The organism is Pseudomonas sp. G.S.17, assembly GCF_038096165.1.
Classification (GTDB): Bacteria; Pseudomonadota; Gammaproteobacteria; order Pseudomonadales; family Pseudomonadaceae; genus Aquipseudomonas.
Window position 1 is genome coordinate 2,382,753 of the sequence record NZ_CP151076.1, and the last position, 26,856, is coordinate 2,409,608.

General features: G+C 60.4%; 27 protein-coding genes. 21 read left to right on the forward strand and 6 right to left on the reverse strand.

The window, feature by feature from the left end; genetic code table 11:
• Window positions 1–143: 143 nt before the first annotated feature.
• Genes AABC73_RS11035 through AABC73_RS11045 form a run of 3 tightly spaced genes read left to right on the forward strand, consistent with a single transcriptional unit; the run spans window position 144 to window position 2,990 of the window.
• The gene (locus tag AABC73_RS11035; RefSeq protein WP_341523595.1) at window positions 144–1,217 is read left to right on the forward strand and encodes an ABC transporter substrate-binding protein; all 1,074 of its coding nucleotides are present in this window, start codon (window positions 144–146) and stop codon (window positions 1,215–1,217) included.
• A complete protein-coding gene (locus AABC73_RS11040; RefSeq protein WP_341523596.1) occupies window positions 1,204–2,202 on the forward strand; it encodes an ABC transporter permease subunit in 999 nt (332 codons plus the stop codon). The genes AABC73_RS11035 and AABC73_RS11040 overlap by 14 nt, the downstream gene beginning before the upstream one ends.
• Window positions 2,196–2,990 (forward strand): ABC transporter ATP-binding protein, encoded by a 795-nt coding sequence (locus AABC73_RS11045; protein WP_341523597.1) that lies wholly within the window; start codon window positions 2,196–2,198, stop codon window positions 2,988–2,990. Before AABC73_RS11040 ends, AABC73_RS11045 begins: the two co-directional genes overlap by 7 nt.
• A 13-nt stretch (window positions 2,991–3,003) precedes the next feature.
• Here the strand turns inward: AABC73_RS11045 and AABC73_RS11050 are convergent, their stop codons facing one another.
• Entirely contained in the window at window positions 3,004–3,249 is a 246-nt protein-coding gene (locus AABC73_RS11050) for a hypothetical protein (protein WP_341523598.1), read from the reverse strand.
• A gap of 272 nt (window positions 3,250–3,521) precedes the next feature.
• Between AABC73_RS11050 and AABC73_RS11055 the strand changes: the two genes are divergently transcribed.
• The gene (locus tag AABC73_RS11055; protein ID WP_341523599.1) at window positions 3,522–4,175 is read left to right on the forward strand and encodes a TetR/AcrR family transcriptional regulator; all 654 of its coding nucleotides are present in this window, start codon (window positions 3,522–3,524) and stop codon (window positions 4,173–4,175) included.
• Between the two features lie 27 nt (window positions 4,176–4,202).
• Here the strand turns inward: AABC73_RS11055 and AABC73_RS11060 are convergent, their stop codons facing one another.
• Window positions 4,203–6,977: a glycoside hydrolase family 3 C-terminal domain-containing protein gene (locus AABC73_RS11060; protein WP_341523600.1), complete on the reverse strand. Its 2,775-nt coding sequence runs from the start codon at window positions 6,975–6,977 to the stop codon at window positions 4,203–4,205.
• 488 nt (window positions 6,978–7,465) lie between these two features.
• Between AABC73_RS11060 and AABC73_RS11065 the strand changes: the two genes are divergently transcribed.
• The 13 genes from AABC73_RS11065 (at window position 7,466) to AABC73_RS11125 (ending at window position 18,632) form a co-directional block, all read left to right on the forward strand.
• Window positions 7,466–7,699 (forward strand): hypothetical protein, encoded by a 234-nt coding sequence (locus AABC73_RS11065; protein ID WP_065834234.1) that lies wholly within the window; start codon window positions 7,466–7,468, stop codon window positions 7,697–7,699.
• 105 nt (window positions 7,700–7,804) lie between these two features.
• On the forward strand, window positions 7,805–9,529 hold the full coding sequence (gene gspE, locus AABC73_RS11070) for a type II secretion system ATPase GspE (protein WP_341523601.1): 1,725 nt from the start codon (window positions 7,805–7,807) through the stop codon (window positions 9,527–9,529).
• Entirely contained in the window at window positions 9,526–10,728 is a 1,203-nt protein-coding gene (gene gspF, locus AABC73_RS11075) for a type II secretion system inner membrane protein GspF (protein WP_341523602.1), read from the forward strand. Before gspE ends, gspF begins: the two co-directional genes overlap by 4 nt.
• 26 nt (window positions 10,729–10,754) lie before the next feature.
• Window positions 10,755–11,186: a type II secretion system major pseudopilin GspG gene (gene gspG / locus AABC73_RS11080; RefSeq protein WP_331151807.1), complete on the forward strand. Its 432-nt coding sequence runs from the start codon at window positions 10,755–10,757 to the stop codon at window positions 11,184–11,186.
• Between the two features lie 8 nt (window positions 11,187–11,194).
• Window positions 11,195–11,632, forward strand: a complete 438-nt coding sequence (locus tag AABC73_RS11085; protein WP_341523603.1) for a GspH/FimT family pseudopilin — start codon at window positions 11,195–11,197, stop codon at window positions 11,630–11,632.
• Window positions 11,629–12,006, forward strand: coding sequence for a prepilin-type N-terminal cleavage/methylation domain-containing protein (locus AABC73_RS11090; protein WP_341523604.1), 378 nt, complete (start codon window positions 11,629–11,631; stop codon window positions 12,004–12,006). The genes AABC73_RS11085 and AABC73_RS11090 overlap by 4 nt, the downstream gene beginning before the upstream one ends.
• On the forward strand, window positions 12,003–12,635 hold the full coding sequence (locus tag AABC73_RS11095; RefSeq protein ID WP_341523605.1) for a prepilin-type N-terminal cleavage/methylation domain-containing protein: 633 nt from the start codon (window positions 12,003–12,005) through the stop codon (window positions 12,633–12,635). Before AABC73_RS11090 ends, AABC73_RS11095 begins: the two co-directional genes overlap by 4 nt.
• Window positions 12,632–13,354: a type II secretion system minor pseudopilin GspK gene (locus AABC73_RS11100; RefSeq protein WP_341523606.1), complete on the forward strand. Its 723-nt coding sequence runs from the start codon at window positions 12,632–12,634 to the stop codon at window positions 13,352–13,354. The genes AABC73_RS11095 and AABC73_RS11100 overlap by 4 nt, the downstream gene beginning before the upstream one ends.
• Window positions 13,351–14,424, forward strand: a complete 1,074-nt coding sequence (locus AABC73_RS11105; protein WP_341523607.1) for a PilN domain-containing protein — start codon at window positions 13,351–13,353, stop codon at window positions 14,422–14,424. The genes AABC73_RS11100 and AABC73_RS11105 overlap by 4 nt, the downstream gene beginning before the upstream one ends.
• A complete protein-coding gene (gene gspM, locus AABC73_RS11110; protein WP_341523608.1) occupies window positions 14,399–15,010 on the forward strand; it encodes a type II secretion system protein GspM in 612 nt (203 codons plus the stop codon). Before AABC73_RS11105 ends, gspM begins: the two co-directional genes overlap by 26 nt.
• The gene (locus tag AABC73_RS11115) at window positions 15,007–15,531 is read left to right on the forward strand and encodes a hypothetical protein (protein ID WP_341523609.1); all 525 of its coding nucleotides are present in this window, start codon (window positions 15,007–15,009) and stop codon (window positions 15,529–15,531) included. Before gspM ends, AABC73_RS11115 begins: the two co-directional genes overlap by 4 nt.
• Complete coding sequence (gspD, locus tag AABC73_RS11120) at window positions 15,531–17,834, forward strand: type II secretion system secretin GspD (RefSeq protein ID WP_341524215.1); 2,304 nt, start codon at window positions 15,531–15,533, stop codon at window positions 17,832–17,834. The genes AABC73_RS11115 and gspD overlap by 1 nt, the downstream gene beginning before the upstream one ends.
• 72 nt (window positions 17,835–17,906) lie before the next feature.
• Complete coding sequence (locus tag AABC73_RS11125; protein ID WP_341523610.1) at window positions 17,907–18,632, forward strand: dienelactone hydrolase family protein; 726 nt, start codon at window positions 17,907–17,909, stop codon at window positions 18,630–18,632.
• 287 nt (window positions 18,633–18,919) lie between these two features.
• On the opposite strand, the gene AABC73_RS11130 is transcribed toward AABC73_RS11125, so the two are convergent.
• Entirely contained in the window at window positions 18,920–19,927 is a 1,008-nt protein-coding gene (locus AABC73_RS11130; protein ID WP_341524217.1) for a DUF4917 family protein, read from the reverse strand.
• A 174-nt stretch (window positions 19,928–20,101) separates the two neighbouring features.
• Between AABC73_RS11130 and AABC73_RS11135 the strand changes: the two genes are divergently transcribed.
• The 3 genes from AABC73_RS11135 to AABC73_RS11145 are packed head-to-tail and all read left to right on the forward strand — an operon-like array spanning window position 20,102 to window position 23,045.
• The gene (locus tag AABC73_RS11135; RefSeq protein ID WP_341523611.1) at window positions 20,102–20,833 is read left to right on the forward strand and encodes a GntR family transcriptional regulator; all 732 of its coding nucleotides are present in this window, start codon (window positions 20,102–20,104) and stop codon (window positions 20,831–20,833) included.
• 28 nt (window positions 20,834–20,861) lie between these two features.
• Complete coding sequence (locus AABC73_RS11140) at window positions 20,862–22,148, forward strand: MFS transporter (RefSeq protein ID WP_341523612.1); 1,287 nt, start codon at window positions 20,862–20,864, stop codon at window positions 22,146–22,148.
• Window positions 22,149–22,205: 57 nt separating this feature from the next.
• Window positions 22,206–23,045, forward strand: a complete 840-nt coding sequence (locus AABC73_RS11145; protein WP_341523613.1) for an amidohydrolase family protein — start codon at window positions 22,206–22,208, stop codon at window positions 23,043–23,045.
• Window positions 23,046–23,167: 122 nt separating this feature from the next.
• Here the strand turns inward: AABC73_RS11145 and AABC73_RS11150 are convergent, their stop codons facing one another.
• The 3 genes from AABC73_RS11150 to AABC73_RS11160 all read right to left on the reverse strand — a co-directional run bounded on the left by AABC73_RS11150 (window position 23,168) and on the right by AABC73_RS11160 (window position 26,234).
• Window positions 23,168–24,559: a HAMP domain-containing sensor histidine kinase gene (locus AABC73_RS11150; RefSeq protein WP_341523614.1), complete on the reverse strand. Its 1,392-nt coding sequence runs from the start codon at window positions 24,557–24,559 to the stop codon at window positions 23,168–23,170.
• Window positions 24,537–25,220 carry a response regulator transcription factor gene (locus AABC73_RS11155; protein WP_341523615.1) on the reverse strand — a complete coding sequence of 228 codons (684 nt, stop codon included), beginning with the start codon at window positions 25,218–25,220 and terminating at the stop codon, window positions 24,537–24,539. The genes AABC73_RS11150 and AABC73_RS11155 overlap by 23 nt, the downstream gene beginning before the upstream one ends.
• A 102-nt stretch (window positions 25,221–25,322) precedes the next feature.
• Complete coding sequence (locus AABC73_RS11160; RefSeq protein WP_341523616.1) at window positions 25,323–26,234, reverse strand: formate/nitrite transporter family protein; 912 nt, start codon at window positions 26,232–26,234, stop codon at window positions 25,323–25,325.
• 141 nt (window positions 26,235–26,375) lie between these two features.
• Here AABC73_RS11160 and AABC73_RS11165 point away from each other — a divergent pair, with 141 nt between their 5' ends.
• Window positions 26,376–26,855 carry a GNAT family N-acetyltransferase gene (locus AABC73_RS11165; protein ID WP_341523617.1) on the forward strand — a complete coding sequence of 160 codons (480 nt, stop codon included), beginning with the start codon at window positions 26,376–26,378 and terminating at the stop codon, window positions 26,853–26,855.
• Window position 26,856: the final 1 nt, after the last annotated feature.

A 26,856-nucleotide genomic window follows, 5' to 3' on the forward strand; every position in this document is an offset into this window, starting at 1 on the left:
CATATTAGTTTAGAAGTTAAATGCATTTTCGGAATGTTTTTACCGGTGATATGGTTTTAACCAGTCACTGGAACCTTGAGAAAAGTTATTAAAAGGATTTTCAGATGACGGCCTGACCTCATCACTTCTCAAGGAAACACCGCATGACAGCATTTGATCATTTGACCCGTCGTCGTCTGCTGGGCCTGGCCAGTGTCGCACTGGCCAGCCCGTTGCTGGCTTCCCTGCCGCGTTCCGCCTGGGCCGTGGACGAGCATGCCGGGCATCAGGCTGACATCGGTGCCGAGCCTGCCGGAACCGGCGAGTTCATCAAGCTTGCCGAACCGCGCGCCCTCAAGCTGGCAATCAACCTCAATGCGGTGTGTCTGGCGCCGGTAGTGATTGCTCACGGTCAGGGTTTCTTCAAGAAGCACAATCTCGATGTAGAGCTGGTCAATTTCGGCAACTCCACCGAAGTGCTGCTCGAAGCCATCGCCACCGGCAAGGCCGATGCCGGGATTGGCATGGCGTTGCGCTGGCTCAAGGCGCTGGAGCAGGGCTTCGATGTCAAGCTCACGGCCGGTACCCATGGCGGCTGCCTGCGTTTGCTCAGTGCCGCTAACGGCACCGTCAACAAGCTCGAAGACCTCAAGGGCAAGGCCATCGGTGTGACCGACATGGCCAGCCCGGATCGCAATTTCTTCTCCATCCTGCTGAAAAAGCACGGTGTCGATCCGGTACGTGACGTCGAGTGGCGGCTGTATCCGGCGGATCTGCTCGGCAGCGCGCTGGAGCGTGGCGAAGTGCAGGCCGTGAGCGGCAGTGACCCGTTCATGTATCGCTTGATCAAGTCCGGCCAGGCGCGGGAGCTGTCGACCAACCTGGTTGAGGAATACGCCAATCTCAGTTGCTGCGTGGTCGGCGTGACCGGCAGGCTGGTGCGTGAAGACAAGCGCGTGGCTGCGGCGCTGACCCAGGCGATTCTCGAAGCCCATGACTATTCAGTGAAAAATCCCGCAGTGGTCGCCAAAGGCTTCCAGGCCTATGCGCTGAACACGTCTACCGAGGAAGTCGAAGCGATCCTGCACGACCACACCCACGGCCACCACGCGGTTGGCGCGACCTTGACTCAGGAGATCGTCACCTACGTGACGGATTTGCAGACCGTTGAGGTCATTCGCCAAAGCACCGATGCCAAGGCGTTTGCCAAGGAGATCACCGCCGATGTCTTCAGCTGAAGCAATTTCCCGGGTCGATTCGCCAGTGCGTGCTCCGGCACGTATCTGGGTGCAAGGCGCAGTGGCCGTCGCGGCCTGGATCGCGGTCGCTGCACTGATCGTCTACATGCCCAATGCCACGCGCAACTGGCCGATGACTCAAGGCCTGGCCAATCTGTGTCTGGTGGTCGCCGCGCTGATCGGGCTGGCGGGGATTGTCGGACGCTGGTTGCCGGCCGTTTCGCGCCGGGTCAAACCTGCCGGGGCCTGGCTGATTGCTTTGCCAATTCTGCTGGGTATCTGGGAATTGCTCACCGCCAAGCTGGGCGTGTTGCCGGTGCCTTTTTTCGCGCCGCCGCAAGCGCTGCTTGATGTGTATGTCGAGGATTGGTCACGGCTGGGCGACAGCCTGCTGCATTCGGCGGTGTTGCTCGGCACTGGCGTTGCCCTCGGTGCGGCGACCGGCTTTGTCGCTGGCGTGGCCATCGGTTGGTCCACCAGCATTGGCTACTGGTTGCATCCGGTGCTGCGGATTCTCGGCCCGGTGCCGTCCACGGCGTTGCTGCCGCTGTGTTTCTTCCTGTTCCCGACCAGTTGGAGCGCAAGCGTGTTTCTGATTGCACTGGCCACCTGGTTTCCGGTCACGGTGCTGACCTGGTCCGGCGTCGCCAGTGTCGACAAGGCTTACTACGACGTAGCGCGGACTTTGGGCGCCAAGCCGGGTTTCCTGATTTTCAACGTGGCGATTCCCGCAGCGCTGCCCCACGTGTTCGTCGGCCTGTTCATGGGTCTGGGCGCATCGTTTTCGACGCTGGTGGTGGCGGAAATGATGGGCGTCAAATCCGGCATCGGCTGGTATCTGCAATGGGCGCAAGGCTGGGCGGCTTACGCCAACATGTATGCCGCGCTGCTGATCATGGCGCTGGCCTGTTCGGGGCTGATTTCCGGTCTGTTCCTGATTCGTGATCGCCTGTTGGCCTGGCAGCAAGGAGCCATGAAATGGTAGCGGCAGCTTTCGATACAACGGCTACACAAACGGCCGGATTGGCCCTGCGCATTGAACACCTCAGCCACGGTTTCGCCCTGGACGGCCAACGTCTGCCCGTACTGGAAAAAGTCTCCATCGATGTTGCCCCTGGTGAATTCGTCGCCTTGCTGGGACCATCCGGCTGCGGCAAGTCGACCTTGCTGCGCCTGGTCGCCGGGCTGGAGCCTGCTGATTCCGGCGCGCTGCTGGCCGACGGCGAGCCAATCACCGGGCCTGATCCGAGTCGGGTCGTGGTGTTTCAGGACCCGACGCTGTACCCGTGGCGGCGGGTCTGGGACAACGTCGCGCTGGGCTTGCAGGCTCAGGGGTTGCTCAAGACGCATCGGGCCAAAGTCGATGCCGCGCTGGCCAAAGTCGGTTTGAGTGAGTTCGGCCGCGCTTATCCCCGGCAATTGTCCGGCGGCATGGCACAGCGGGTGGCATTGGCGCGGGCGCTGGTCAACGAACCACGCCTGCTGATTCTCGACGAGCCGTTGGGCAAGCTGGATTCTCTGACCCGCATCACCATGCAGAAAGAGCTGATCGATCTGTGGCAACGTCAGGGCTACACGGCGTTGCTGGTCACCCATGACGTGGAAGAGGCGTTGCTGTTGGCCAACCGGGTCATCGTGTTCAGCGACCGCCCGGCCAGTATCAAGGCGCAACTGACCATCGAGCGCCCGTATCCACGCCATCGGGATGACCCTTATCTGGTCGATCTGCGCAAACAGATTCTCGGCCTGCTGGGGCTGGGGGAAAGCTGGTAGCTCAACCTGGCAATCAGAGCCTGGAATGGCCGGCGTATTCCGACATTTCCGTGAAGCAGGCCAGGTCTACCAGCAGCAAGTCCCATTCGACGCCATCGACAAAATCGTCCAGATGCGCGCTGCTGGCGTCGGCCATGGCAATGTTCATCAGCGGATCTGCGGGTTCGTGGCCGGTAACCTCGGTGTCGAGTCCGGTTTGTTCCGGGCTCGCCTCGCGGCGTGGAAACCAGGATTCCTTGAGCTGCGATAGAGTGAACATAAGCAGAAGCTCCTTTTCGATGGCAAGGCATGCAAGCCGTTGATCGTCTCTGTGCACTATTAATGGACGGCACGGGGTCAAGTGGCTGTCATTAGTGCGTGCTACATCCGTGTCAGCAGCGGATTTGCTGGCTCGACACTCCAGAACAGTGAATCCCCTGAAAATAGCGTGCCAATGTGCAGTCTGATGGCCATCCGATCTCGCGGGCGGCATTGATTGCGACAATTTGTCTTTGTGGGTAGGGTACGCGGCTGCCCAAGAAGGAGCTTGAAATGACTCAGTCAATCCCGCCTGGAGTCGCAGCGGATCTGCCAGTCACCCCGAAACATCGGCGTGCGCCCAAGGGCGAAAAGCGTCGCGAAGAATTGCTCGATGCTGCATTGCAGGTGTTTTCCCTGGAAGGCTACAGCGGCGCGTCCATGGCCCAGGTCGCCGGCATCGTGGGAATTTCCGTGGCCGGATTGCTGCACCACTTCCCGAGCAAGATTTCCCTGCTGATGGGCGTTTTGCAGCGCCGTGATGAGGTCAATCAACGCATCGCCGATGAAGTCCGGGCGGAAAAAACCTTGTCGGGTCTGTTGGGTAGCCTGCGGGCAATCAACCGTTCCAATGCGACGGCGCCCGGTGTGGTGCGCGCGTTCACCATCCTCAATGCAGAAAGCCTGGTGGAGAATCAGCCAGCCTGGCAGTGGTTTCAGGAGCGTTATCAGGGGATTTACGGGCGTCTATATAGCCAGTTCGCCGATCTGGTGGAAATGGGGGAAGTACGCGGGGATGTGGATCTTGCGGGCTTGATCCAGGAGATTCTGGCGATGATGGACGGTTTGCAGATCCAGTGGCTGCGGTTTCCCGATCAGCTTGATCTGGTGGAGCGATTCGACAGCTATATCGCGCGGGTCGACACAGCGATAAGAGCTCGTCCCTGAGCCTTGATCTATCCCTGAATCAACCGATCAATTGTCTTCGGTCGTGTCCATCTCATCGTCGGTGTTCTGGTTCAGAACGCCACCGGTCTTGACCGTCGGCAGTTCACGCAGCGTCGAGTTCAACGCCGAACGTGGCAGCGGGTTGCTGGTGGTGGTCGACAGTTCCTGACGGAACGGGTTGACCAGCCTGGCGTTCAGGCGAATATCCTGCGACGACGCGCCCACCGACAGATTGAAGCTGTCTGCGTCCACGACCCATTGCTTGCTGGTCACATCGTAGTAGGCCAACGAACGGTCGTTGAGCTCGATGGTGACGTGCTTGCTCTCGCCCGGATTCAGGAACACTTTCTTGTAGCCCTTGAGTTCCTTGAGCGCGCGCTCGACTTTCGGATTCTGCTGACCGACATACAGCTCGGCCACTTCCGAACCACCCACCTTGCCGGTGTTGGTCAGATCGAACGACACCTTGATCGGCGTGTTGCCCACGGCGACACCTGGGGTGACGCTGATGTTGCTGTAGCCGAACGTGGTGTACGACAGGCCGTAACCAAACGGGTAGAGCGGCTTGGTGCCGTTCTTCTCGTAACCGCGATAGCCCAGGAACAAGTCGTCCTTGTAGCTCATCTCGGCGAGGGTTTCCGCATTGTCGAATTTCGGGAAGGTCGCATAGATCGGGTTGTCTTCGATGTTGCGTTCGATACTGATCGGCAGCTTGCCCGACGGGTTGACCTTGCCGAACAGAATCTCGGCCAGGGCCTGACCACCGTTCTGACCTGGATAGAACGCATGCAGCGCAGCCGGAACCTGATCGATCCAGTCGCTCATCTTCAGGCCGGTACCGCCATGCAGGGTCACCACGGTATTGGGGTTGACCTTGGCGATGCTCTGGATCAGCTCACCCTGGAACTCTGGCAGATCGAAGCTGTGGTCGAAACCTTCACCTTCATATTCGTTGTTGTTGCCCACTGCGACCAGGACCGCGTCGTACTTGGACAGATCCTGCGGCGCAGCCAGGGATGCCCAGCTCATCTGCACGCCTACCATGCCGCCCATTGTCGAGAGGTAGCCCGGACGACGGGAGTATTCCAGCTTGATGTCGTAGGCCTTGCCCGCTTCCAGATTGACCTTGGCGAACTGCGGAATGGTCGGCGGGATGCTGTTGTTGATCAGCGGCTTGCCATCACCATTGTTGATGATCTGCTTGCCATTGACCCACAGGCGAATGGCGCCGTCGGCACGCACCTTGAACACCTGGTCGCCGCTGACGGCCGGAGTGAACTGGCCGCTGTAACGGATCGAGGTATTGGAATCATCGCCAGTGATATTGCCGCTGGTCTGACCGTTGTAATCGGTGGAGGTATTGCCGGTGCTGTACGCGTCATCGGCGCTCGGCAGCTTGCCGTCGGACCAGTCGAGATTGACGCGGGTGTCGGTGCGGGTAACCGATGGGTCACCGGACCAGTTGGCGTTGCTGAAGAACTCGGCTTTCAGACCTTTTACGCTCTTGCCATTGGTGTCGGTGCTGGTCCAGTTCGTCGTGGTCGGGTCCAGGGACAGGCCGTCGATGAACTCGACTTTGGCGCCTTTGGCGATCTGTTGCAGGCCGCTCAGCTCGCTGATGTAGTTGGCGGCCATGACGTTGGCGCTACCAAAACCGGTTGGCGGCGCATATTTGGCCAGGCTGCCGACCACCGCGATGGTTTTGACTTTCCTGGCGTCCAGCGGCAGCAGGCTGTCCTGGTTTTTCAGCAGCACGATGCCTTCACGGGCAGCGTTCAACGCAACACGGTTGCTGGTGGCGCTGTTCATGTTGTGGGTGGTCAACGGCGCTTTGCTGTCGAACTTGTACAGGTAGATCTGCTTGAGAATGCGACGGACCTTGTCATCGATGGTCGCGCTGCTCAGCTCGCCGCTGTCCAGGAATGGCTTGAGAATGGTGCTATTCATCTGGTAGCCCATCATGTCCAGGTCAGTACCGGCCTGGGCAGCGTTCAAGCCGTTGACCACAGCGTTGTAATCGCTCTGGACGAAGCCTGGATAGCCCCATTCGGTCTTGAGGATCTGGCGCATCAGGTGCTGGTTTTCGCAGGCGTATTCGCCGTTCACTTTCTGAAACGAACACATCATCATCGCCACTTTGCTGTTCTTCGACACGGACTCGAAGGACGGCAGGGTCATCTCGCGCAGCACGCGCTCGCTGATGATTTCGTCCAGGTGGAAGCGATTGCTTTCCTGGTCATTGGCCGCGTAGTGCTTGGCGTTGGCCCAGACACCACGGGACTGGATGCCGTTGATGACCGCAGGGCCCAGGCTGGCGCCGAGGAACGGATCTTCACCGGAGAGGTATTCGAAGGCGCGACCGCTGTACGGCATGCGGTACAGGTTGACGCCGGGGCCGGTAATGAACTGGTAACCACCGGAAGCCGTGTCATAACCCAGGGCGCGGCCCAGGTCGATGGCACGACGCGGGTTCCAGGTCGCGGCCAGGTTCGGGCCGGACGGGTAAACCACGCCCTGATCATTGCCTTCGCTGGTGTAACGCACACCGACGCCGCCGTCGGCACCGTGAATCTGCGGAACGCCGTACTGGGTCAGTGGCTTGACGTCCCAGCCGCCGGTGCCGCCGATATAGGCCAGTTTTTCTTCCATGGTCATTTTGGCCAGGGTCTTGTCGGCGGCTTTTTCCGCTCGCGTGACCATGCCTTCGTTCAGCGCAGGGCTGGTCGCCGCATGTACCTGCGACACCGCCAATGCCAGCAGCGCCAAAGCCGACTGGGCGCCAATCATTTTCCGTTTGTTCATGTGTATCTCCGACAACTGCTCATTCAAATTCATCGCCGGGAAGTATGTATCCCGGCAAAGTGTGTTACGTTTCTTCAGGCAATAGTTGGCCAATATCGCAACTTTGAGCGTGATGGCTCATTGCAATAATTGGTTAATTTCGACGATTTAATATTATAAGAATTGTCTAAGTTGCACTTCTTGCGAGCTATCAAGGTGCCATCATAAAAATGGGTTTGGCAGGTCGCAAGCGGCGTAATTAAGACAATTCTTGTCATAAGAAGTCAAACAAAAGCTCATTCAGTTCGCTTTTGAGTGGTTTTTCGACTTTTTTGCTTACAATTTTGAACTCTCGCTAAACCTACTGGTCGATTGGTTTAAGAATTTTCAGTGCAGGCCTATCAGCTTGATGGCCTTTTGCCGGAGTTCTCTTAAGTTGCATGGAAATGTCCTGAATTGCTCAGGCTGTTTTTATGTCTATTGATTATATTTGTGTGTGGAGATTGTTTATGAAGTTGCCCTTGATCGGTGCAGGTGTTGTTTTGGGTTTTGCGCTTTGTGGTGCTGCCATGGCCGCTGATGCAACCGACGCCGATGCAAAGTCCGGTGCTACCGACTCCACCGTGCTGACCCAGACTCACGACGCCAAAGCGGTGAAGAAGCAGAAGACCGAAACCACCAAAGGCGGTCGCCCAACCAGCAGCACCACCAAGACCACCACGACTCAAAAAGCGCCGAACTGATAACGCTTTGAGATTCCTGCTCGCAGGCTCCCTTGATTCAGGTTTCATTGATTCAAGGGCGCGCTGCGAACACTGCTCCTTCGATTTACACAGATGTCCGTGCCCATGCCGTTAGTCCCCGTCGACGCTTCCCGATTGCTGATTCCCGATGCCGAGCAGGTCTGCGCCTGGCTGATGGAAAACGCCGGTCTGAAAACCGTGGATCTGGAACGTGCCCGCCGTCTGGCCCAGGAATCCGATGGCACCGAACTGCTCGGGCTGTTGACGCGCCTGGGGCTGGTTTCCGAATTCGAATTGGCTCGAGCCTGGTCGGCGCTGCTGGATGCGCCGCTGCTGCTCGCCGATTCCGCACCACCCTTGCTGGATCCGCTGCCAACCCTGACCGAACGCTTCATGCGCCAGTACCAATTGGTGCCGGTGGGCTGGAGTCAGGGCGGGTTGCGCGTATTGGCGGCCAATCCCAGCGTTTTATATCCGTTTCAGGCCATCGCTTACGCCTGTGGCGTGCCGGTGTGGCTGTCCATCGGGCCGCGCAATGAAGTGGAAACCCTGATCGAGCGCTACTACGGCCAGGGTCGTTCGGCGATGGGCACCTTGATCGAGAACCTCGACGAAGAGGGCGGTGCTCTTGAGGATATCGAGCACCTTAAAGACATGGCGTCCGAAGCGCCGGTGATCCGCCTGGTCAATCTGATTATGCAGCGCGCAGTGGAAAACCGCGCTTCGGACATTCACATCGAACCCTTCGAAAGCCAGCTCAAGGTGCGCTATCGCATCGACGGCGTGCTGCACGAAGCCGAAGCGCCGCCGTCGAGTTCCTCGGCAGCGGTGATTTCCCGGGTGAAGATCATGGCGCGGCTGGACATTGCCGAACGCCGTTTGCCCCAGGATGGCCGGATCATGCTGCGCATCCAGGGCAAAGAGCTGGATTTGCGGGTGTCCACGGTGCCCACCAGCTTCGGCGAATCAGTAGTGATGCGGCTGCTGGATCGGCAAACCATCAATTTTGACTTCCCGAGCCTGGGTTTCGATGGCGAGCGTCTCGATGAATTTCTCGAAGTGCTGGAACGTCCCCACGGCATTCTGTTGGTCACCGGCCCGACCGGTTCCGGCAAAACCACCACCCTTTATACGGCGCTGTCGCGGCTCAACACCGCCGAGCGCAAGATCATCACCGTTGAAGATCCAGTGGAATACCAGCTCGAAGGCATCAACCAGATTCAGGTCAAACCGGCCATCGGCCTGGACTTCGCTGGCGCGCTGCGCTCCATCGTGCGTCAGGACCCGGACGTGATCATGATCGGCGAGATGCGCGACCTGGAAACCTGCCGCATCGCTGTTCAATCGTCGCTGACCGGTCACCTGGTGCTGTCGACCCTGCACACCAACAGCGCGGCGGCGAGTATCACCCGCTTGCTGGACATGGGCGTCGAAAGCTATCTGATTGCCTCGACCGTGAATGGCATTCTCGCCCAGCGTCTGGTGCGCCGCCTTGATCCAACCACGCGCGAATCTTTCGAAGCGCCGCCGGAATTGATTGAAGAACACGGGCTTGATCGTTTTACCGACGAGCGCCCGATTCTGCTGTACCGGCCGCGCGTCGATGCGCCGGGCGGCGGTTATCACGGCCGCAGCGCGATCACCGAATTGCTGGTCATGAATGAAGAACTGCGCAGCCTGTTGATGCGCCATGCCGACGCGGCAACCCTGGAACAGGCCGCGCGACGCGGCGGCTTGCGCACCCTGCACGAAGAAGGCTTGCGCCAGGCGGTTGCCGGCGTGACGTCCCTTGAAGAAGTGCTGCGCGTGACGCGGGGTGAAGGCAATTGAGCCTGTTCAAATACCGCGCCCTCGACAGCCAGGGCGCTGCACAGAACGGCAACCTCGATGCCAAGGATCAGGCAGCAGCGGTAGCGGCGCTGCAAAAACGCGGCCTGATGGTCCTGCATATAGAAGCAGCGGGCATCGGCGGTTTGCGCAACGCCTTTGGCGGCGGGCTGTTGAATGGCGCGGCGCTGGTCAGTTTCACCCAGCAACTGGCGACCTTGCTCGGTGCCGGTCAACCGCTGGAGCGCTCCCTGGGCATTCTGCTCAAGCAACCCGGCCAGCCGCAAACCCGTGCCCTGATCGAACGTATTCGCGAACAAGTCAAAGCCGGCAAGCCGTTATCGGTGGCGCTGGAAGAGGAGGGCAGCCAGTTCTCCGCCTTGTACATCAGCATGGTCCGCGCCGGTGAAGCGGGCGGCGCGCTGGAAAGTACCCTGCGCCAGCTCAGCGATTACCTGGAACGTAGCCAGTTGCTGCGCGGCGAAGTGATCAATGCGCTGATCTATCCGGCGTTTCTGGTGGTCGGCGTGCTGGGTTCGCTGGCGTTGCTGCTGGCCTATGTCGTGCCGCAGTTTGTGCCGATCTTCAAGGATCTGGGCGTACCGATCCCGATGATCACCGAAGTGATCCTGGCCCTCGGCCAGTTCCTCAGTGCGTATGGTCTGGCGGTGCTGGTCGGCCTGATTGGCTCGATCTGGGCGTTGCGAATCCGCATGCGCGACCCGCAACGCCGCGAGCGCAACGACCGGCGTTTGCTGGGCATCCGCATCATCGGTCCGCTGTTGCAGCGCATTGAAGCGGCGCGTCTGGCGCGAACCCTCGGCACGCTGCTGCATAACGGCGTGGCGCTGTTGCAAGCGCTGGTGATCGCCAGACAGGTCTGTACTAACCGTGCGTTGCAGGCGCAAGTGGCGCAGGCCGCGGAGTCGGTCAAAGGCGGCGGCACCCTGGCCAGCGCCTTCGGTGCGCAACCGCTGCTGCCGGACCTGGCCCTGCAAATGATTGAAGTCGGCGAACAGGCCGGTGAGCTGGACAGCATGCTGCTCAAGGTTGCCGATGTGTTCGACGTCGAGGCCAAGCGCGGCATCGACCGCATGCTCGCGGCACTGGTGCCGACCCTGACCGTGGTCATGGCCGCCATGGTGGCGGTGATCATGCTCGCCATCATGCTGCCGCTGATGAGCCTGACCAGCAATATCTGAATGTGAAAACTTGAGGATTCAACGCAATGAGCCGTACCCGATTCAACGCTGCATCCGGCCGCAAACAAGGCGGTTTCACCCTGCTGGAAATGCTCGCGGTCATTGTCCTGCTGGGCATTGTGGCCACGATTGTCGTGCGTCAGGTGGGCGGTAACGTCGACAAGGGCAAATACGGCGCAGGCAAGGCGCAATTGGCCAGCCTGGGCATGAAAATCGAAAGCTACGGCCTGGACGTCGGATCGCCACCGAAAAGCCTGCAACAACTGGTGGAGAAATCCGGCAATGCCGCTGGCTGGGCTGGCCCGTACGCCAAGCCGTCGGACCTGAAAGACCCGTTTGGTCACGCCTTCGGTTATCGCTTCCCCGGCCAGCACGGCACCTTTGATTTGATTTTCTATGGTCAGGACGGCCAGCCGGGCGGCGAAGGTTACAGCGCCGACCTGGGCAACTGGGAATAACACGTTTTATGCGAATGCCTGCTGCGAGCCGTGGTTTCACGCTGCTGGAAATGCTGGTGGTCATCGTCTTGATGAGCATCGCCGTTGGCCTGGTGGGTTTCGGCTTGCAACAAGGCTTGCACGCGGCCCGGGAACGTCAGGCGGTCGGGCAAATGGTCGATGCGCTCAGGGCAACCCGGGTCAATGCGATTGTCACCGGGCAACCGGCCAGAACCGTGTTTGATCTGCGCAAAAAGGCCTTTCAGGCGCCGGGGCAACCGATCCGCCAGTGGCCTGCGCAGCTGAAGGTCACCTTGCAGACCGCTGCCGAGATGGGTTCGACCGTGGAGTTTTACCCCGATGGTGGTTCAACCGGCGGCAACGTGATGCTGGCCAATGGGGATCGTCGTTGGCGCATTGATATCGGCTGGCTGACGGGCAGCGTGCAGTCCAGGGCGTTGCAATGAGGCGCCGCGCCCAGACCGGTTTTACCTTACTGGAAATGCTGGCTGCACTGACCGTCATGGCGGTGTGCAGCAGCGTGTTGCTGGTTGCGTTCGGTCAGAGCGCGCGCTCGTTGCAACAGGTCTCGCGCAGCGATCGGCTCAGTCATGCGGCGCGCACGCTGTTCGATCAGGAAGCCGCCGGGCCGTTGCAAAGTGGTACGCGCAACGGCGTCCTCGACGGCGACATCAACTGGCAGCTAGAGATCAGTCAGCAGCCAACAAAGGTCGGTCAGGCGCGCGTGTTTCGTCTGGACCTGAGCATCAGCGAAGCGCGCCGCAAGGCGACTTTCAGCACGCTGAAACTGCGCGGGCCGACTGACAAGGCGGGCGCGTGAAGCAGCGCCAGCGTGGTTTCACGCTGCTGGAAATCCTGCTGGTGCTGAGCCTGATGGGCGTGTTGCTGACCTTGGTTGGCGGCGCGTTGCTGGGGGCCAATCGCGCCGTGCTCAAGGCGCAGCGTTACACCACAAGTCTGGACGAAATGCGTGCGGCGCAGCGCTTTTTGCGCAGCTCCATCGGCCAGGCGTTGCCGCTGGACAGTTCGGAAGACGACAGCGAAAGCAGCGGTTTTTTTGTCGGCTCGGCGCAACGTTTGCAGTTCGTGGCCACCTTGCCCGGCACCCTGGGCGGCGGCATTCAGCTGCATACGCTGGAGTTGAGCGGCGTCGCAGGCAAACGCGATCTGCAGGTGGCGTTTGCCCAGGTTCAGTCCAGCGCCGACGGCACGGTCGCCAAACCCTGGGGCGACCCGCAAGTGCTGGTGCATGACGTTGAGGAGTTGCAACTCAGCTATCGCGGCGTGTCGCCCAAGGGCGAGCCGACCGGCTGGATCAGCGATTGGCCGTGGCCGACGCGTCTACCCCGCGCCGTGCGTATCGACGCCAAGGTCAATGGCCCGGTGCCGTGGCTGACGGAAGTGGTCGCCCTGCGTCTGGATTTGTCCGGCGGAGCGGGCGGCCAATGAAGCGCGAACGGGGCGTTGCCTTGCTGCTGGTGCTGTGGGCGCTGGCCTTGCTCAGTTTGTTGCTGGGCGGGTTGGCGGGTTGGGTGCAACTGGAAACCCGTCAGGCGCTGTTCGCCCGTCAGCATACCCAGGCGCTGCTGGCGGCCGAAGCGGGTTTGGCGCTGGCGGTGCAGGGGCTGGCTGATCCGGCGCAACGCAAGCGCTGGATCGCTGATGGCCGGGACATCGCCCTGCGTTTCGATGACGCACAACTGTTGGTCAGCGTGCGCAGCGAGCGCGGCAAGCTGGATTTGAACAGCGCGGTGGTTGGCGATATCGCGCGAGTGGCGCAGGCGTGCGGGGCGGCTAAAGACCAGGCCGCGGCCATGGCCCAAGCGCTGGACGGCCGACGGGGCAATGGCTCGCCGCCGTTGCGGGTGATTGAAGAAGTGCGCCAGTTGCCGGGTATGACGCAGGCGCTCTACCTGCGCCTGCTGCCGGAAGTGACCTTATGGAGCGGGATGGATCGACCCGATCCGGCCTTTGCTTCGGGGTTGGTGCGCCGGGCGTTGAACCTGCCGAATCAGAGCGCGGTTGGCGCCGATGCGGGCCAGGTATTGATGATCGATAGTCGGGCACAACGCGCGGGCGGCTTTGCTGCCCGTTTGCAAACCACTGTTTTATTGAGCCCATCGGAGGGAAGCGCACAGCCTTATCGGGTGCTGCGTTGGCAAGAATGAATCGATTTATTTCAGCGCGGCTGACGACGTTGCCAGCGCCGGTATTGGCTCTGGCCGAACGCATTGCCCAAGAGTGGCGCGGCAGCCTGCTGCAACGCGGCTGGCACTTGTGGCTGGTCGAGTTGCGCGCCTGTCTGCCGCAGAAGCTGCAACGGTTGTTGATCCACGACACGCCGGAGCAGCTGCACGCCTGGCCGTTGACCGCACCGTTGCCGGTGCTGCCTGCCGAGGTGCAGCAGATTCTTCTGCTGCCGCCCTCGGCGGTGCTGGTGCAAACCCTGCAACTGCCGCTGGCGGCAGCGCGCAATCTGGCCACCGTGGTCGGTTATGAGCTGGACCGCTTTACCCCGTTCGACGCTGCGCAACTGTATTTTGTCGCGCGTCAGGAACGCCGCAACGCGAGTTCAATTCAGGTCACGCTGGTGGCGATTTTGCGCGAGCGGCTGGATCAGATTCTCGCCGAATGCGCGGCCCTCGGCCTGCAACCCCATGCCGTGGATGTCGGCGGTGGCGACGGCCAGCGCATGGGCATCGACTTGCTGCCGATTCCATTGCGCCCGCGTCAGCGCCGCAGCGGCCTGGGCCTGCAACGCAAACTGGCCTGGCTGTGCGGCGGTTTGCTGATCGCCGCCATGCTGCTGTGGCTCGACGACCGTCAGCGCCTGTTAACCGAAATGGAAAACACGGTCCGGGCGCAGAAATCCCAAGTCGCCGAAGTGCAGAAAATCCGTCAGCAACTGACCAACACCCGTGGCGCCGCCAATTACCTGATCCGCCGCAAAGCCGCGCAGCCGCCGCTGGCCGCGCTGCTCAACGAGCTGACCGCCTGCCTGCCCCGCGACACCTGGATCGACCAACTGGAAATCAATGACAGCGCCGAAGTGTCCTTCTCCGGGCAGAGTGCCAAGGCCAGTGCCTTGATCGCGCGCATCAAGGATTGCCACAGCCTGGAGAACGCGCAGTTCCAAGGCGTGATTCAACCCGACGCGCAAACCGGCAAGGATCATTTTTCCTTGCGCGCCCACCTGCATCAGGAGGCCGCCGATGCGCCGACCACTGACACCCCGTGAACGTCGCGGCGCGGCGTTGATCGTGCTGGCACTGGTGCTCTGCGCCGGTTACTGGCTGCTCGTCGACAGCTGGTTCGCCGGACCGCTGCGGGATATGAACGAGCAGGCCGAGCAACTGCGTGAACAGCAGCAACGTTATGCCGGTCTGCTGCGCCAGGGCGATTCGCTGAAACAACAACTGGAGCAAGCCCGCAACGATCCGGCGAGCAGCACCAGCCTGTTGCCCGGCGAGGATCCCAGCGCCGTCGCCGCCGATCTGATGCAACGCATCGCCGACCTGATCAACCGCCACGCCAGCACCGGCGCCGGTTGCAGCCTGACCCAGCGCATGCCGATCACCCCTGAACAGGATGGCGCCGAGCCCTATCGGCAGGTGAAAGTCAGCCTCACCCTGGAATGCGGCATCGAGCCGCTGACGGCGATCCTGCATGAGCTGGAATACCAGCGGCCGTTCCTGTTCGTCGATGAAATGAGCGTACGCCGCGATGCTAACGCTCCAACCAAAGGCGGCGCCGGCAAGCTGGTGGCGCATCTCTTGGTGCGCGGTTATCTGCAACCGGCGGCCATTGTGGAGACCGCGCCATGATTGGTTCTTTACGTGCTGCTGAAATGAGTCAGCTGGGCATCGCGCTGGTTCTGGGTTTGCTGATCGCCGGTATTCTTGGCGGCGTGGCAGATTCCCCCGACTGGTTGCCGGAAAGAGCACCGCGCAACCTGATCGATGACGCGGGCAAAACCCATGTTGCGCCCAACGCCAGCCTGCAAAGCCTGTCGGCCACCTGGCAAGCGCCGTTGTTCAGCACCGACCGCAGCCCGGATCGCTCGACCCAGCAAGCCCAGGTTTCCAATCTTGCCGGTCTGACCTTGACCGGCGTGATGATCGACGGCGACCTGCGTGTGGCGCTGATCAAACGCGCCGACGGCCCGCCACTGAAAATTCATCAGGGCCAGGCGCTGCCCAACGGCTGGAAGCTCGACAAGCTGACCCCGATGCAAGCCGATTTTTCTTCCGATGGCCGCACTCAAACCCTGAGCCTGCGCGCTCCGCGTTTGCCGCCGCCGTCCAACACACCCCCGATTTCTCTTCCCCGTGAGTCCACCCCGTGATCGCTACTTTCCCAGGAGTTCGTAACATAGCCACCTTGCGCACCCCCATGCTTTGCCTTGCCACCGCTGTCGCCCTCGGCGGCTGCGCGTCTACCTCCAGTTCTGTCGATCAGGATGACGGCCTGATGCGCGAAGCCCTGCAAGGCACCGGTTCGCAACGTGCGCCGGTGGACCCGCGTAGCGAATTGCCGCCAGCCGATACCCAGCAGCCGCAGGCCGCCACCGCGCCTTCGCGGCAGTTGATCCGTGGCAACCAGCAATTCGTGCGTAAACCGGCAGCGGCACCGGCGGCGCGGGCCGGGGAGAACGGCGACATCGTCTTCAACTTCACCAACCAGCCGATTGAAGCGGTGATCAACAGCGTCATGGGCGATCTGTTGCACGAAAACTACAGCATTGCCCAAGGAGTGAAGGGCGACGTGAGTTTCTCGACCTCCAAGCCGGTGAACAAGAAGCAGGCGCTGTCGATTCTGGAAACCCTGCTGTCCTGGACCGACAACGCCATGATCAAGCAGGGCGATCGCTACGTGATCCTGCCTGCCAGTCAGGCGGTGGCTGGCAAGCTGGTGCCGGAAATGGCCGTGGCGCAGCCGTCCAATGGCATGTCCGCGCGGCTGTTTCCGTTGCGCTACATCTCGGCCACGGAAATGCAGAAACTGCTCAAGCCGTTCGCTAGGGAAAACGCCTTCCTGTTGGTGGATCCGGCGCGCAATGTATTGAGCCTGGCCGGTACGCCGGACGAACTGGCCAACTATCAGGAAACGATTGATACCTTCGATGTGGACTGGCTCAAAGGCATGTCGGTGGGCGTGTATGGCTTGCAACGTGCGTCGGTTGGCGAGCTGATGCCCGAATTGCAGAAGATGTTCGGTCCCGACAGCGGCATGCCGTTGGCGGGCATGGTGCGTTTCCTGCCTGTGGAACGGACCAACTCGATTGTGGCGATCTCGTCGCAGCCCGAGTACCTGCGCGAAGTCGGCGAGTGGATTCACACCATCGACGAAGGCGGCGGTAACGAGCCGCAAATGTACGTCTATGACGTGCGCAACATGAAAGCCTCCGACCTGGCCAAGTACCTGCGGCAGATCTACGGCAGCGGCGCGATCAAGGACGACGCCGCCGCGAAAGTCGCGCCGGGCCTGCGCACCAAGACCTTGTCTTCACTCAACTCCGGCAGCAGTTCTGGCGGCATGAGCTCTGGTGGCATGAACAGCAGCGGCAGCATGGGCAACAGCAATGGGATGGGCATGGGCAACACCCAGAACTCCAATGCCGAGGCAGAGCCGGATCCAGACGCCGAAACCGACGACGAAAGCCAGGACAGCGGAGCCGACAGCAGCGTAGAGCAGGGCGGTGAGTCCGGCACAGCAGCAAAAACCCTCGATTCCAGCACTCGCATTACCGCGCAAAAGAGCAGCAACCAGTTGCTGGTGCGCACGCGTCCGGCGCAGTGGAAAGAGATCGAGGTGGCGATCAAGCGCCTGGACAATCCGCCCCTGCAAGTGCAGATCGAGACGCGCATTCTTGAAGTGAAACTCAGCGGCTCCCTGGAACTTGGCGTGCAATGGTACCTCGGACGTCTGGCGGGCAATTCCACCAGCACCACGGTCGCCAACACCGCTGGCAGTCAAGGTGCATTGGGCGCTGGCGGCGCGGGGCTGGGCGCGGATTCGCTGTTCTACTCATTCGTCAGCACCAACTTGCAGATTGCCTTGCACGCGCTGGAAACCAATGGCCGCACGCAAGTGCTGTCGGCACCGTCGCTGGTGGTCATGAACAACCAGTCGGCACAAATCCAGGTCGGCGACAACATCCCCATCAGCCAGACCACGGTCAATACCACCAACTCCGACACCACCCTGAGCAGCGTCGAATACATCCAGACCGGGGTGATCCTCGATGTCGTGCCACGGATCAATCCGGGCGGCCTGGTGTATATGGATATCCAACAGCAAGTCAGCGATGCGGGCGCGACCACGGACACCCAGACCAATCCGCGCATCTCGACCCGCTCGGTATCGACCCAGGTGGCGGTACAAAGTGGCCAGACCGTGCTGCTCGGCGGTCTGATCAAGCAGGACAACAGCGACAGCGGCACCGCCGTGCCTTATCTGGGGAAAATCCCCGGCCTGAAATGGCTGTTCGGCAGCACCACAAAAACCAAGGACCGCACCGAGCTGATCGTCCTGATCACTCCGCGTGTGATCACCAGCAGCAGCCAGTCGCGTCAGGTGACCGACGATTATCGCCAGCAAATGCAGCTGCTGCGTCCGGAAAAAGCTCGTCAGAGCCTCGACGATTAACCGCGTATGATGGCGCCCGACACCCGCATCGCGCCGCCTGATCCGGCGGCGCTCTTATGAGGTCATGACGATATGCTGAAGTTTTTTGCTGCACTGCTGTTGGTGTGTTCGGGGCTGGCTCAGGCGCAGGACGCGCTCCATACCGACTTGCCCTTGAGTTATCTGGCCCAGGCCAGCACTGATTCCAGGGACAAGCCGCTGATCATCTTCATGCATGGCTACGGCAGCAACGAAAAAGACTTGTTCGGCATCAAGGACGTGCTTGCGGCCGATTACAACTACCTGTCGGTGCGCGCCCCGGTGCAGTTGCAACCCGGCAGTTATCAGTGGTTCGCGAAAAAACCGCAGACCGAAGAGTACGACGGTGTGACCGTGGACCTGAAAAACAGTGGCGAGCTGTTGAGCCGCTTCATCAAGGCGGCCACCGAGAAATACCACACGCAACCGGGCAAGGTTTTCCTGGTGGGCTTCAGTCAGGGCGCGATGATGAGTTACGAAGTCGGGCTGCGGCATCCCGAGCAGGTCGGTGGTATCGCGGCGTTGAGCGGCCGCCTGTTGCCGGTACTGCGCGCCGAATTGAAGGCCAAACCTGACGCGCAGCTCAAGAACCTGGCCGTGTTCATCGGTCACGGCACTGCCGATTCGCGAGTGTCGTTCAGCGGCGCGAAAGATGCCGAAGCCTTTGTGAAAACCTTAGGGATAACGCCTGAATTCCACAGCTATTCCGGCGTCGGTCATACCATCAGCGAAGCGGAAGTTGACGATCTGCAAGCGTGGCTCAAGAAAGTCGCAGGCTGATCCAGGAGACAACGTGTTGGCAACTCGTTGGAGCGAGGCTTGCCCGCGAATCGGATTTTCAGTCGACTTTATCTAGTGCCTGAAACGAAGCGTTCGCGGGCAAGCCTCGCTCCCACAAAGTGAGGTGTGCCGCTGACCGACGCCTCGGGGACAAGTCCCCTCCTGCAGATTTGCCCGGATCAGGTAGGACCGGACTTGTCCGGGAACCGGGTTTTCAGTCCACACAATCTTGCGCCTGAAACGAAGCCTTCGCGGGCGTAGGACTTTCAGTGTCAGGCCCGCCGCTCTTACAGGGAAGTATTTGCCGCAACCAGCAAATCCGGGCTGCCCAGCGGGTGGCTCTTCGCGTCGAAAAAGCTCAGTTGCGTCTGCATATCGCCGAACAGCTCAAGGTAGTGACGCTTCTGAAACTCAACGAAGGCAGCGCTGCGCGGCAGCACCGAGATCGCGATGCGTTGCGGTTTGGCCTGGCGGATTGCAGCGAGGATGTGCGCGTCCTGTTTGCCCAGCGCGTGGCCGAAGATACACAGCGCCTCGGCGTGCTGTGCCAGTTGTCCGTGGCAGAACGACAGGTAATCCGACGTCCGGATCATCTTCATCTTTTCCGCGCTGGCCCCTTCGCAGACGAACAGCGGCACGTCATCCAGCGCGTTGATGGCAAAGCTGCCCAGCAGGGTGCTTTCCGAGGAGAGCAGTTTGCGTACCGTGCCATCAAGGTTTTTCACCAGATGCATGCCGCCGTGCAGATAAAGCACGCGGGTGGCCTTGGCCTGCGCTGCATGCAGATTGAACGTTGCCTCATCGTTGAACAGATCGTCGAAGTACTCCGGCGCATGCATCACCGCCCAATAGGCGAGCAGATCGTAGTTGCTTGAGTACACGCTGGAATACTGCCGCAATGCGCTGTTCAGATGCGCGAGGGTCTTGGTCTCGATCAATTTCCACGGAATGTGCACCGAACGGATCGCGTGAATCAGCGCTTCCTTGATCGCGAAGTAACGGTTACGCGGCGAGGAGGAGCTGATGGTCAGCGCAGCGTTGACGCGCATTGCCGATTTCAACGCGGCCAATACCGGCTCGAAATTACTGGTTTCCATGGCGCTGAACACAGCCAGCTCGGTACGGCTCATGGGATTGTTGCGGGTGGTCTGGGACAGGTCGAACAGCGAGTCATAGGCGAAATTCTTCCACACGGCCAGGCTCGCGCCGTTACCCAGCAGCAGGCCCCAGTTCGGGCTGGTGAGTTGCACGTCGTTCCAGTTCGCCAGGTCGGCATCAATATCGGTCAATTGCATCATCTCGCTTCGGTGCCGGGTTCAATATCGCCACCGAAGATTCGTTCGGTGGCAAAACCCAGCCATCTTATAGAAAAAGGATCTATGAGAATTGCTTGTCTTGGTCTTGACGGACATTTGTAACGAGACAATACTTCCGCTCAAATTCATATAGATGACTAGATCAATAACAATATGAACAGACTCTCCAGCGACGAACGTCTCCCGCTTTACCAACGCCTGCGTGACCAACTGGCCGAGCAGATCGCCAATAACCGCTGGCGTCCGGGCGAAGCGATTCCCACCGAAGCGGCGCTGTCCAGCGAGTATTGCCTTTCCACCGGCACGGTGCGCAAGGCCATCGACATGCTGGTCGCCGACAACATTCTTGAACGACAGCAGGGGCGGGGCACTTACATTCGCCGTGCGCAATTTCAGTCTTCGCTGTTTCGTTTTTTCCGCTTCCAGACCGCTGCCGGCGAACGTCAGGTTCCCGAGAGCCGGATTCTGTCCATCGAACCGATGACTGCGCCTTCCGCTGTCAGCCAGGCCCTGGGCCTGATTCCCGATGCGCCGGTGATTCGCCTGGTGCGGCTGCGATTGCTGGATGCGCAACCGGTGCTTGCTGAAGAAATCTGGTTGCCGCGCGTGTTGTTCCAGGCGCTGCTGGATACCGATCTGCAACTGCACGGTCCGTTGCTTTACCCGATCTACGAAACCCTGTGCGGCCAGGTCGTGGCCTACGCCGAAGAAACCCTGACCGCCGAGGCCGCTAGCGATGTACATGCGCGATTGCTGCACATCCCGCAAAACAGCCCGGTGGTGGTGATCGAACGTCTGGCCCGCAATTACGCCGGCCAGCCTCTGGAATGGCGTCGCTCACGCGGCCACGCCAGCCATTTCCGCTACAGCGTCGAGATCCGCTGACAGCACGCACAACCATAAGGATAAAAACATGTTCAGTTGGTATCGCCAAGTCACTCCTCGTGAGCGCAAAACGTTTTGGGCCTGCTTCGGCGGCTGGTCGCTGGATGCCCTTGAAGTGCAAATGTTCGGCCTGGCGATTCCAGCGCTGATTGCCGCGTTTGCCCTGACCAAGGGTGACGCAGGCCTGATCAGTGGTGTGACTCTGGTCACATCGGCGTTGGGTGGCTGGGTCGGCGGCACACTGTCGGACCGTTACGGTCGGGTGCGCACCCTGCAATGGATGATCCTCTGGTTTTCGGTGTTCACCTTTCTTTCGGCGTTCGTCACCGGCTTCCATCAACTGCTGATCGTCAAGGCGCTGCAAGGCTTTGGTATCGGCGGCGAGTGGGCGGCAGGCGCGGTGCTGATGGCGGAAACCATCCAGTCGAAATATCGCGGCAAAGTCATGGGCACCGTGCAGAGCGCCTGGGCCGTGGGCTGGGGGCTGGCGGTCGGCGTGTTTACTCTGATCTATTCTTTTGTCCCGCAAGACATGGCCTGGCGCGTAATGTTCCTGGTCGGTCTGCTGCCGTCGCTGATGATCATCTGGGTGCGTCGTAACGTCGAAGAACCGGACAGCTTCCAGCGCCTGCAAAAAGCCAAGACCAAACCGGCGAGCTTTTTCAAATCCATGGCCGGTATTTTTCGCCCTGAACTGATCCGCGTCACCTTGCTCGGCGGCCTGCTGGGCCTCGGTGCCCACGGTGGTTATCACGCGGTCATGACCTGGTTGCCGACCTTCCTCAAAACCGAACGCAACCTGTCGGTGCTGAACTCCGGCGGTTACCTGGCGGTGATCATCTTTGCCTTTTGGTGCGGATGCGTGGCCAGCGGCTTTTTGATCGACCGCATCGGTCGCCGCATGAATATTCTGCTGTTCGCCCTGTGCTGCGTCGTCACCGTGCAGTGCTACGTCTTCCTGCCGATGACCAACACGCAGATGCTGTTCCTCGGCTTCCCGCTGGGCTTTTTCGCCGCCGGTATTCCAGCCAGCCTTGGCGCGTTTTTCAACGAGCTGTATCCCGCCGACGTACGCGGCGCCGGGGTTGGTTTTTGCTACAACTTCGGTCGTGTCCTGTCCGCGGTATTCCCGTTCATGGTCGGCCACATGAGTGAGTCCATGTCACTGGGTTCGGCGATTGGTATCGACGCCGGGATCGCCTACGGCGTTGCCGTTCTCGCCGCGCTTTGCCTGCCGGAAACCCGTGGCCGCAGTCTCGATGCAACGGCGAGCGCAACCGATGCCAAAGGCGACCAAGCCCCACAGCAAGCCTGACGCTTTGCCCCTGGCGCGATGTCGAACATCGCGCCTTTCCTTCCCAAGATGAGTTCCATGCCTGATTCCCTTACCTCGCCAATCCTCGGCATCGATGGCCACGCCCATGTCTTCGACCGCGAGCTGACGCTCACTTCGGGCCGACGCTACACACCCGATTACGACGCCACGCTGGATGCGTACCTGACGCAATTGCGTATTCACGGCTTGAGCCATGGTGTATTGGTGCAGCCGAGTTTTCTCGGTACCGATAACCGCTACCTGCTGGCCGCGCTGCAACAGGCTCCACAGCAACTGCGCGGTGTCGCGGTGGTGGATATCGATATCAGCCGTGAACAGCTGGAGAAAATGGGCGAGCAAGGCATTGTCGGCATACGCCTGAACCTGATGGGCAAGGCGCTGCCTGACTTCACCGAGCCGCAGTGGCAGCGCCTGTTCGGCCATGTCGCCGATCTGGGGTGGCATGTGGAACTGCATCGCGGTGTCGTCGATTTACCGCAAGTGATTCGCGGGCTGTTGCCTTTCGGCTGCAAGATCGTAATCGATCACTTCGGCCGCCCGGATGCGCTGTCGGGCGTCGATCACCCGGCATTCCAGGCTTTGCTGGAGACCGGTTCGAATGGGCAAGTTTGGGTAAAAGTCTCGGCCATCTACCGCCTCGGCGGTAACAACCAGCAGAACATGGCTTTCGCCCAAGCGGCCTTGCCATTACTGGTCAAGCATTTTGGTCTGGACCGACTGGTTTGGGGCAGCGATTGGCCGCATACCCAGCATGAGCAGGACGTCAGTTTCGATACCGTAGTTCAGCAGCTGCAGGAATCAGGCTGCGATGACAGCGTGCGCCGGGCGCTGTTGATCGAAGCGCCGCAGGCGTTGTTTGGGTTTTTCGGTGGTTAGATACATCTAGTAGGACCGGCTTTAGCCAGGAGGAGGCGGGTACATTCGCAGCGGTTGCGTCGTCAGATCTTCCGCCCTCCCGGCTAAAGCCGGTCCTACGGATTGAGCTAGTCTCCTGCAACTCAAACCAACGCCTTAACCTGCCGACACTCCAGACTCAAACTCGCGCCACCCAATGAGCTGGTGCCGATGTGCAGCGTAAAGCCGTGCAGGTTGACGATCGCCGCGACGATGGACAAGCCCAGGCCGAAGCCGCTTTGCTGATTGCCGTTTTCACTGCGATAGAAACGTCGGAATACCGCTTTGCGTTCCGCTTCAGGAATGCCGGGGCCGGAGTCTTCCACGGTAATGCAGGTGCTGCCGCCTTCGGCGCGTGCGCCAAGAGTGACGCTGCCGCCCGGTGGTGTGAACTTGATCGAGTTGCTCAACAGATTGGCCAGCGCTTCAAACAGCAGGGCGTGATCACCGAGCAATGGCGGCAGGTCGTCGTCCACCTGTAAATACAGGCTGACACCGCCTTCTTCGGCCAGCGGCAAGTAGAAATCATGCACTTCCTGCAATAGAGGCTTGGGCTCCAGTTCGACGAATGCCGAGCGTCGTTGATGATCTTCCAGCTCTGAAATTCGCAGCAAGCCACGAAAGCGTGCCATCAGCGTGTCGGCTTCGGCGATGACTTGATCCATTTGCGTGGCGACCAGGGAATCTTCCGGCGACTGCTGCTGAATGCGGTACAGCTGCGCACGCAGGCGGGTCAACGGCGTGCGCAGGTCGTGGGCAATGTTGTCGCAGACGCCCTTGACCTCGTTCATCAGTTTTTCGATGCGGTCGAGCATGGCGTTGACGATCACGGCCAGCATGTCCAGCTCATCGCGACGGGTTGAAACCGGCAGGCGGCGGGTAAGGTCCCCGGCGACGATGGCTTCGGCGCTGGCCTGAATGCCGCGAATGCGCCGCAACGGGCGGCGCCGTAGCAAATGCCAGCCGGCAATGCCGGGAATAATCGTCAGCGACAAACCCCAGAGCAGAGCATGCAATATCAGCGTGGTGACGGCGAACAGCGAACCGTTGTCGCGCACCAGCACCAGCCAGTGTCCGTCCAGGGTTCGGCTGGCGACTGCATCGCAACTGTCGCGCGGCATGTCGGGGTCATCGGAGTCGACGCAGTTGTTGAGTTCGTGAATCGTGCCGTCCAGCGGCAGACTGGCCGGGATGTTGCGGATCGGTCCGGCCAATGGCTGCAACCGAGCGTCGAACAGGCCGTAGGCGTCCACGGCGCGCATGTCGAAAGTCATGCTGGTGGCCAGCGCTTCGACCAGTTGTTCGCCCTGGAAGCGGGCGAACAGTTGTTGGCGTTGCATGAGCGAGTGGCGGGCCAGGTTGTCGAGATAGCTGGTGACTTCCCAGTACACCACGCCGATCAGGGTGCAGCTCCAGGCTACGAAGAGAAAACTGTACAGCGCCAGCAAGCGGCTGCTGGATGAACGCCAGCCGTTAGACGGGTTCAGCAATGACATAGCCCGAGCCTCGCACGGTTCGAATCAGCGGGGTCATGCCGGGTGGATCGAGTTTCTTGCGCAAGCGACCGATGTGGACGTCGATCAGGTTGGTGCCCGGATCGAAGTGATAACCCCAGACTTCTTCGAAGATCATCATCCGGGTGATGATCTGCCCGCTGTTGCGCATCATGAATTCCAGCAGCTTGTACTCGGTGGGCAGCAACGTCAGCGGCTGCTTGCCGCGACTGGCTTCGCGCTTGATCAGGTTCAGCTCAAGATCGGCGACCCGCAGCACGGTTTCCGAGGCCGCCACCGGATTACGTCGGCGCAGCAGGACTTCAACGCGCGCGGCCATTTCGTCGGAGGCAAAGGGTTTGGCCAGGTAATCATCGCCACCGGCACGCAGGCCGCGTACCCGTTCGTCCACATCGGAAAGGGCGCTGATCATCAGGATCGGGGTATAGATGCCTTGAGCGCGCAAGGTGGTGACAATCGCCAGGCCGTCGACTTCCGGCAGCATGCGATCCAGGGTGATCAGGTCATAGTCACCGCTGACCGCCCGCGCCAGGCCTTCGCGGCCATTGTCGACCCAGTCCACGTCAAGTCCGTGGCTGCTCAGTTCGGCAACGATTTCCTGTGCCGTGACGGCGTCGTCTTCGATGGTCAGAATTCGGGTCATGTTGCCTGCCTGAAAGGGTTACGGCCAAAGCCGTATTCTGCCTGCAAACCCGGGCCCGGTTTCTGAAAAGATTTTCATGTGCCGGGCCTGTCCTTCTGAACGTTAACCGGCAGCCTGATCCTGCTCATCCTGCTGCTTCTTGGCCAGCGCCCTGGCTTTGCGGTCGCGTTCCATTTTCGCGGTGGTGTCGTTCTCGCTGCGGATCTGCGCATGGCTGATCAGGGCGAAGATAAAGCTGCCGCCGATGATATTGCCCGCCAGAGTTGGCCCGGCAAATACCAGCCAGAAGTCATGCCAGGACAGCTCGCCGGCGAACACCAGATACCCGGCTTCAGCGGAACCCACCACGATGTGGGTGAAGTCGCCCAGGGCCATCAGGTAAGTGATGAGAATGATGATCCAGATCTTCGCCGACTCCATGGAAGCAATCATCCATACCATAGTGGCGATCATCCAGCCGGACACGATGCCTTTGGAAAACATGTGCGTGACGTCGTTTTCCATGACCTTGCGGCCGATTTCCAGAAAGGCTTCGTCGGTCTTGGTATCGAAAATCGGCAAATGCAGCATCACGTAGGCAACCAGCAGTGTGCCGCACAGATTGCCCACCAGCACCACGCCCCACAATCGCAGCAAGCGCCCGAAATTGGCCAGCGTCGGTTTGCTCATCACTGGCAGTACCGCCGTGATGGTGTTTTCAGTGAACAGTTGCTGACGGGCCAGAATCACCGCGAGGAACCCGGCGCAATAACCCAGGCTGGCAATCACGTGACTGGCCTCGACATCCGCCAACCGGGATTTGAACAAACCCATGGCCATCAGCGACAGGCCCATGGTCAGGCCCGCAGCCAGTGCCGACCACCAGAGCGCGGCAACGCTGCGCTCCAGTTCGTGATCGCCCTGGATACGGATAGTCTCGTGGAGTACCGCTGCGCGGGGCGGCTGGTTTTTATCGACTTCGCGCTCTTCTTCAGCGGACAGACCCGGGGTCTTGCCTTCTGTGTGCTCTTGCATACGACTTCCTTGGTGCTAATGGGGCTAGACGCGGGTAGGGCACAGACAGATGAATGCTGCGCCGGGCTGCTGGTTAAGACACAATTCACCGCCCATCGTTCGACCCTGAACGATGCCCAATCCATAAAAAGGAGAACTGTTTTGACCCTCGAAATCCGCGAAGCGACCCGGGCCGATGCCAAGGTCATTCTGGGCTTTATCACTGAACTGGCGATTTACGAAAAAGCCGAGCACGAAGTGCTGACCAGCGTGACGGAGATCGAGCGTAGCCTGTTCGACGAGCCATCCCCGGCCAAGGCGTTGATCTGCCTGCTGGACGATGAACCCATCGGCTTTGCTGTGTATTTCCTCAGTTATTCCACCTGGCTGGGCCGCAAGGGGTTGTATCTGGAGGACCTGTTTGTCTCTGCGCAACATCGCGGCGTCGGTGCAGGCAAGGCGCTGTTGCGGCAGCTGGCCAGAATCGCTTACGACAGCGGCTGCGGGCGCTTCGAGTGGAGTGTGCTGGACTGGAATCAACCGGCCATCGACTTCTATAAATCCATCGGCGCACAGCCGCAGGATGAGTGGGTGCGCTATCGCCTTGAAGGCGAGACGTTGAAGCGTTTTGCGTTGGGTTGAG

Coding starts and splice junctions, on each gene's coding strand:
- AABC73_RS11035 (WP_341523595.1), top strand. CDS start 144: ATGACAGCATTTGATCATTTGACCCGTCGTCGTCTGCTGGGCCTGGCC.
- AABC73_RS11040 (WP_341523596.1), top strand. CDS start 1,204: ATGTCTTCAGCTGAAGCAATTTCCCGGGTCGATTCGCCAGTGCGTGCT.
- AABC73_RS11045 (WP_341523597.1), top strand. CDS start 2,196: ATGGTAGCGGCAGCTTTCGATACAACGGCTACACAAACGGCCGGATTG.
- AABC73_RS11050 (WP_341523598.1), bottom strand. CDS start 3,249: ATGTTCACTCTATCGCAGCTCAAGGAATCCTGGTTTCCACGCCGCGAG.
- AABC73_RS11055 (WP_341523599.1), top strand. CDS start 3,522: ATGACTCAGTCAATCCCGCCTGGAGTCGCAGCGGATCTGCCAGTCACC.
- AABC73_RS11060 (WP_341523600.1), bottom strand. CDS start 6,977: ATGAACAAACGGAAAATGATTGGCGCCCAGTCGGCTTTGGCGCTGCTG.
- AABC73_RS11065 (WP_065834234.1), top strand. CDS start 7,466: ATGAAGTTGCCCTTGATCGGTGCAGGTGTTGTTTTGGGTTTTGCGCTT.
- gspE (WP_341523601.1), top strand. CDS start 7,805: ATGCCGTTAGTCCCCGTCGACGCTTCCCGATTGCTGATTCCCGATGCC.
- gspG (WP_331151807.1), top strand. CDS start 10,755: ATGAGCCGTACCCGATTCAACGCTGCATCCGGCCGCAAACAAGGCGGT.
- AABC73_RS11085 (WP_341523603.1), top strand. CDS start 11,195: ATGCGAATGCCTGCTGCGAGCCGTGGTTTCACGCTGCTGGAAATGCTG.
- AABC73_RS11090 (WP_341523604.1), top strand. CDS start 11,629: ATGAGGCGCCGCGCCCAGACCGGTTTTACCTTACTGGAAATGCTGGCT.
- AABC73_RS11100 (WP_341523606.1), top strand. CDS start 12,632: ATGAAGCGCGAACGGGGCGTTGCCTTGCTGCTGGTGCTGTGGGCGCTG.
- AABC73_RS11105 (WP_341523607.1), top strand. CDS start 13,351: ATGAATCGATTTATTTCAGCGCGGCTGACGACGTTGCCAGCGCCGGTA.
- gspM (WP_341523608.1), top strand. CDS start 14,399: ATGCGCCGACCACTGACACCCCGTGAACGTCGCGGCGCGGCGTTGATC.
- AABC73_RS11115 (WP_341523609.1), top strand. CDS start 15,007: ATGATTGGTTCTTTACGTGCTGCTGAAATGAGTCAGCTGGGCATCGCG.
- AABC73_RS11125 (WP_341523610.1), top strand. CDS start 17,907: ATGCTGAAGTTTTTTGCTGCACTGCTGTTGGTGTGTTCGGGGCTGGCT.
- AABC73_RS11130 (WP_341524217.1), bottom strand. CDS start 19,927: ATGCAATTGACCGATATTGATGCCGACCTGGCGAACTGGAACGACGTG.
- AABC73_RS11135 (WP_341523611.1), top strand. CDS start 20,102: ATGAACAGACTCTCCAGCGACGAACGTCTCCCGCTTTACCAACGCCTG.
- AABC73_RS11140 (WP_341523612.1), top strand. CDS start 20,862: ATGTTCAGTTGGTATCGCCAAGTCACTCCTCGTGAGCGCAAAACGTTT.
- AABC73_RS11145 (WP_341523613.1), top strand. CDS start 22,206: ATGCCTGATTCCCTTACCTCGCCAATCCTCGGCATCGATGGCCACGCC.
- AABC73_RS11150 (WP_341523614.1), bottom strand. CDS start 24,559: ATGTCATTGCTGAACCCGTCTAACGGCTGGCGTTCATCCAGCAGCCGC.
- AABC73_RS11155 (WP_341523615.1), bottom strand. CDS start 25,220: ATGACCCGAATTCTGACCATCGAAGACGACGCCGTCACGGCACAGGAA.
- AABC73_RS11160 (WP_341523616.1), bottom strand. CDS start 26,234: ATGCAAGAGCACACAGAAGGCAAGACCCCGGGTCTGTCCGCTGAAGAA.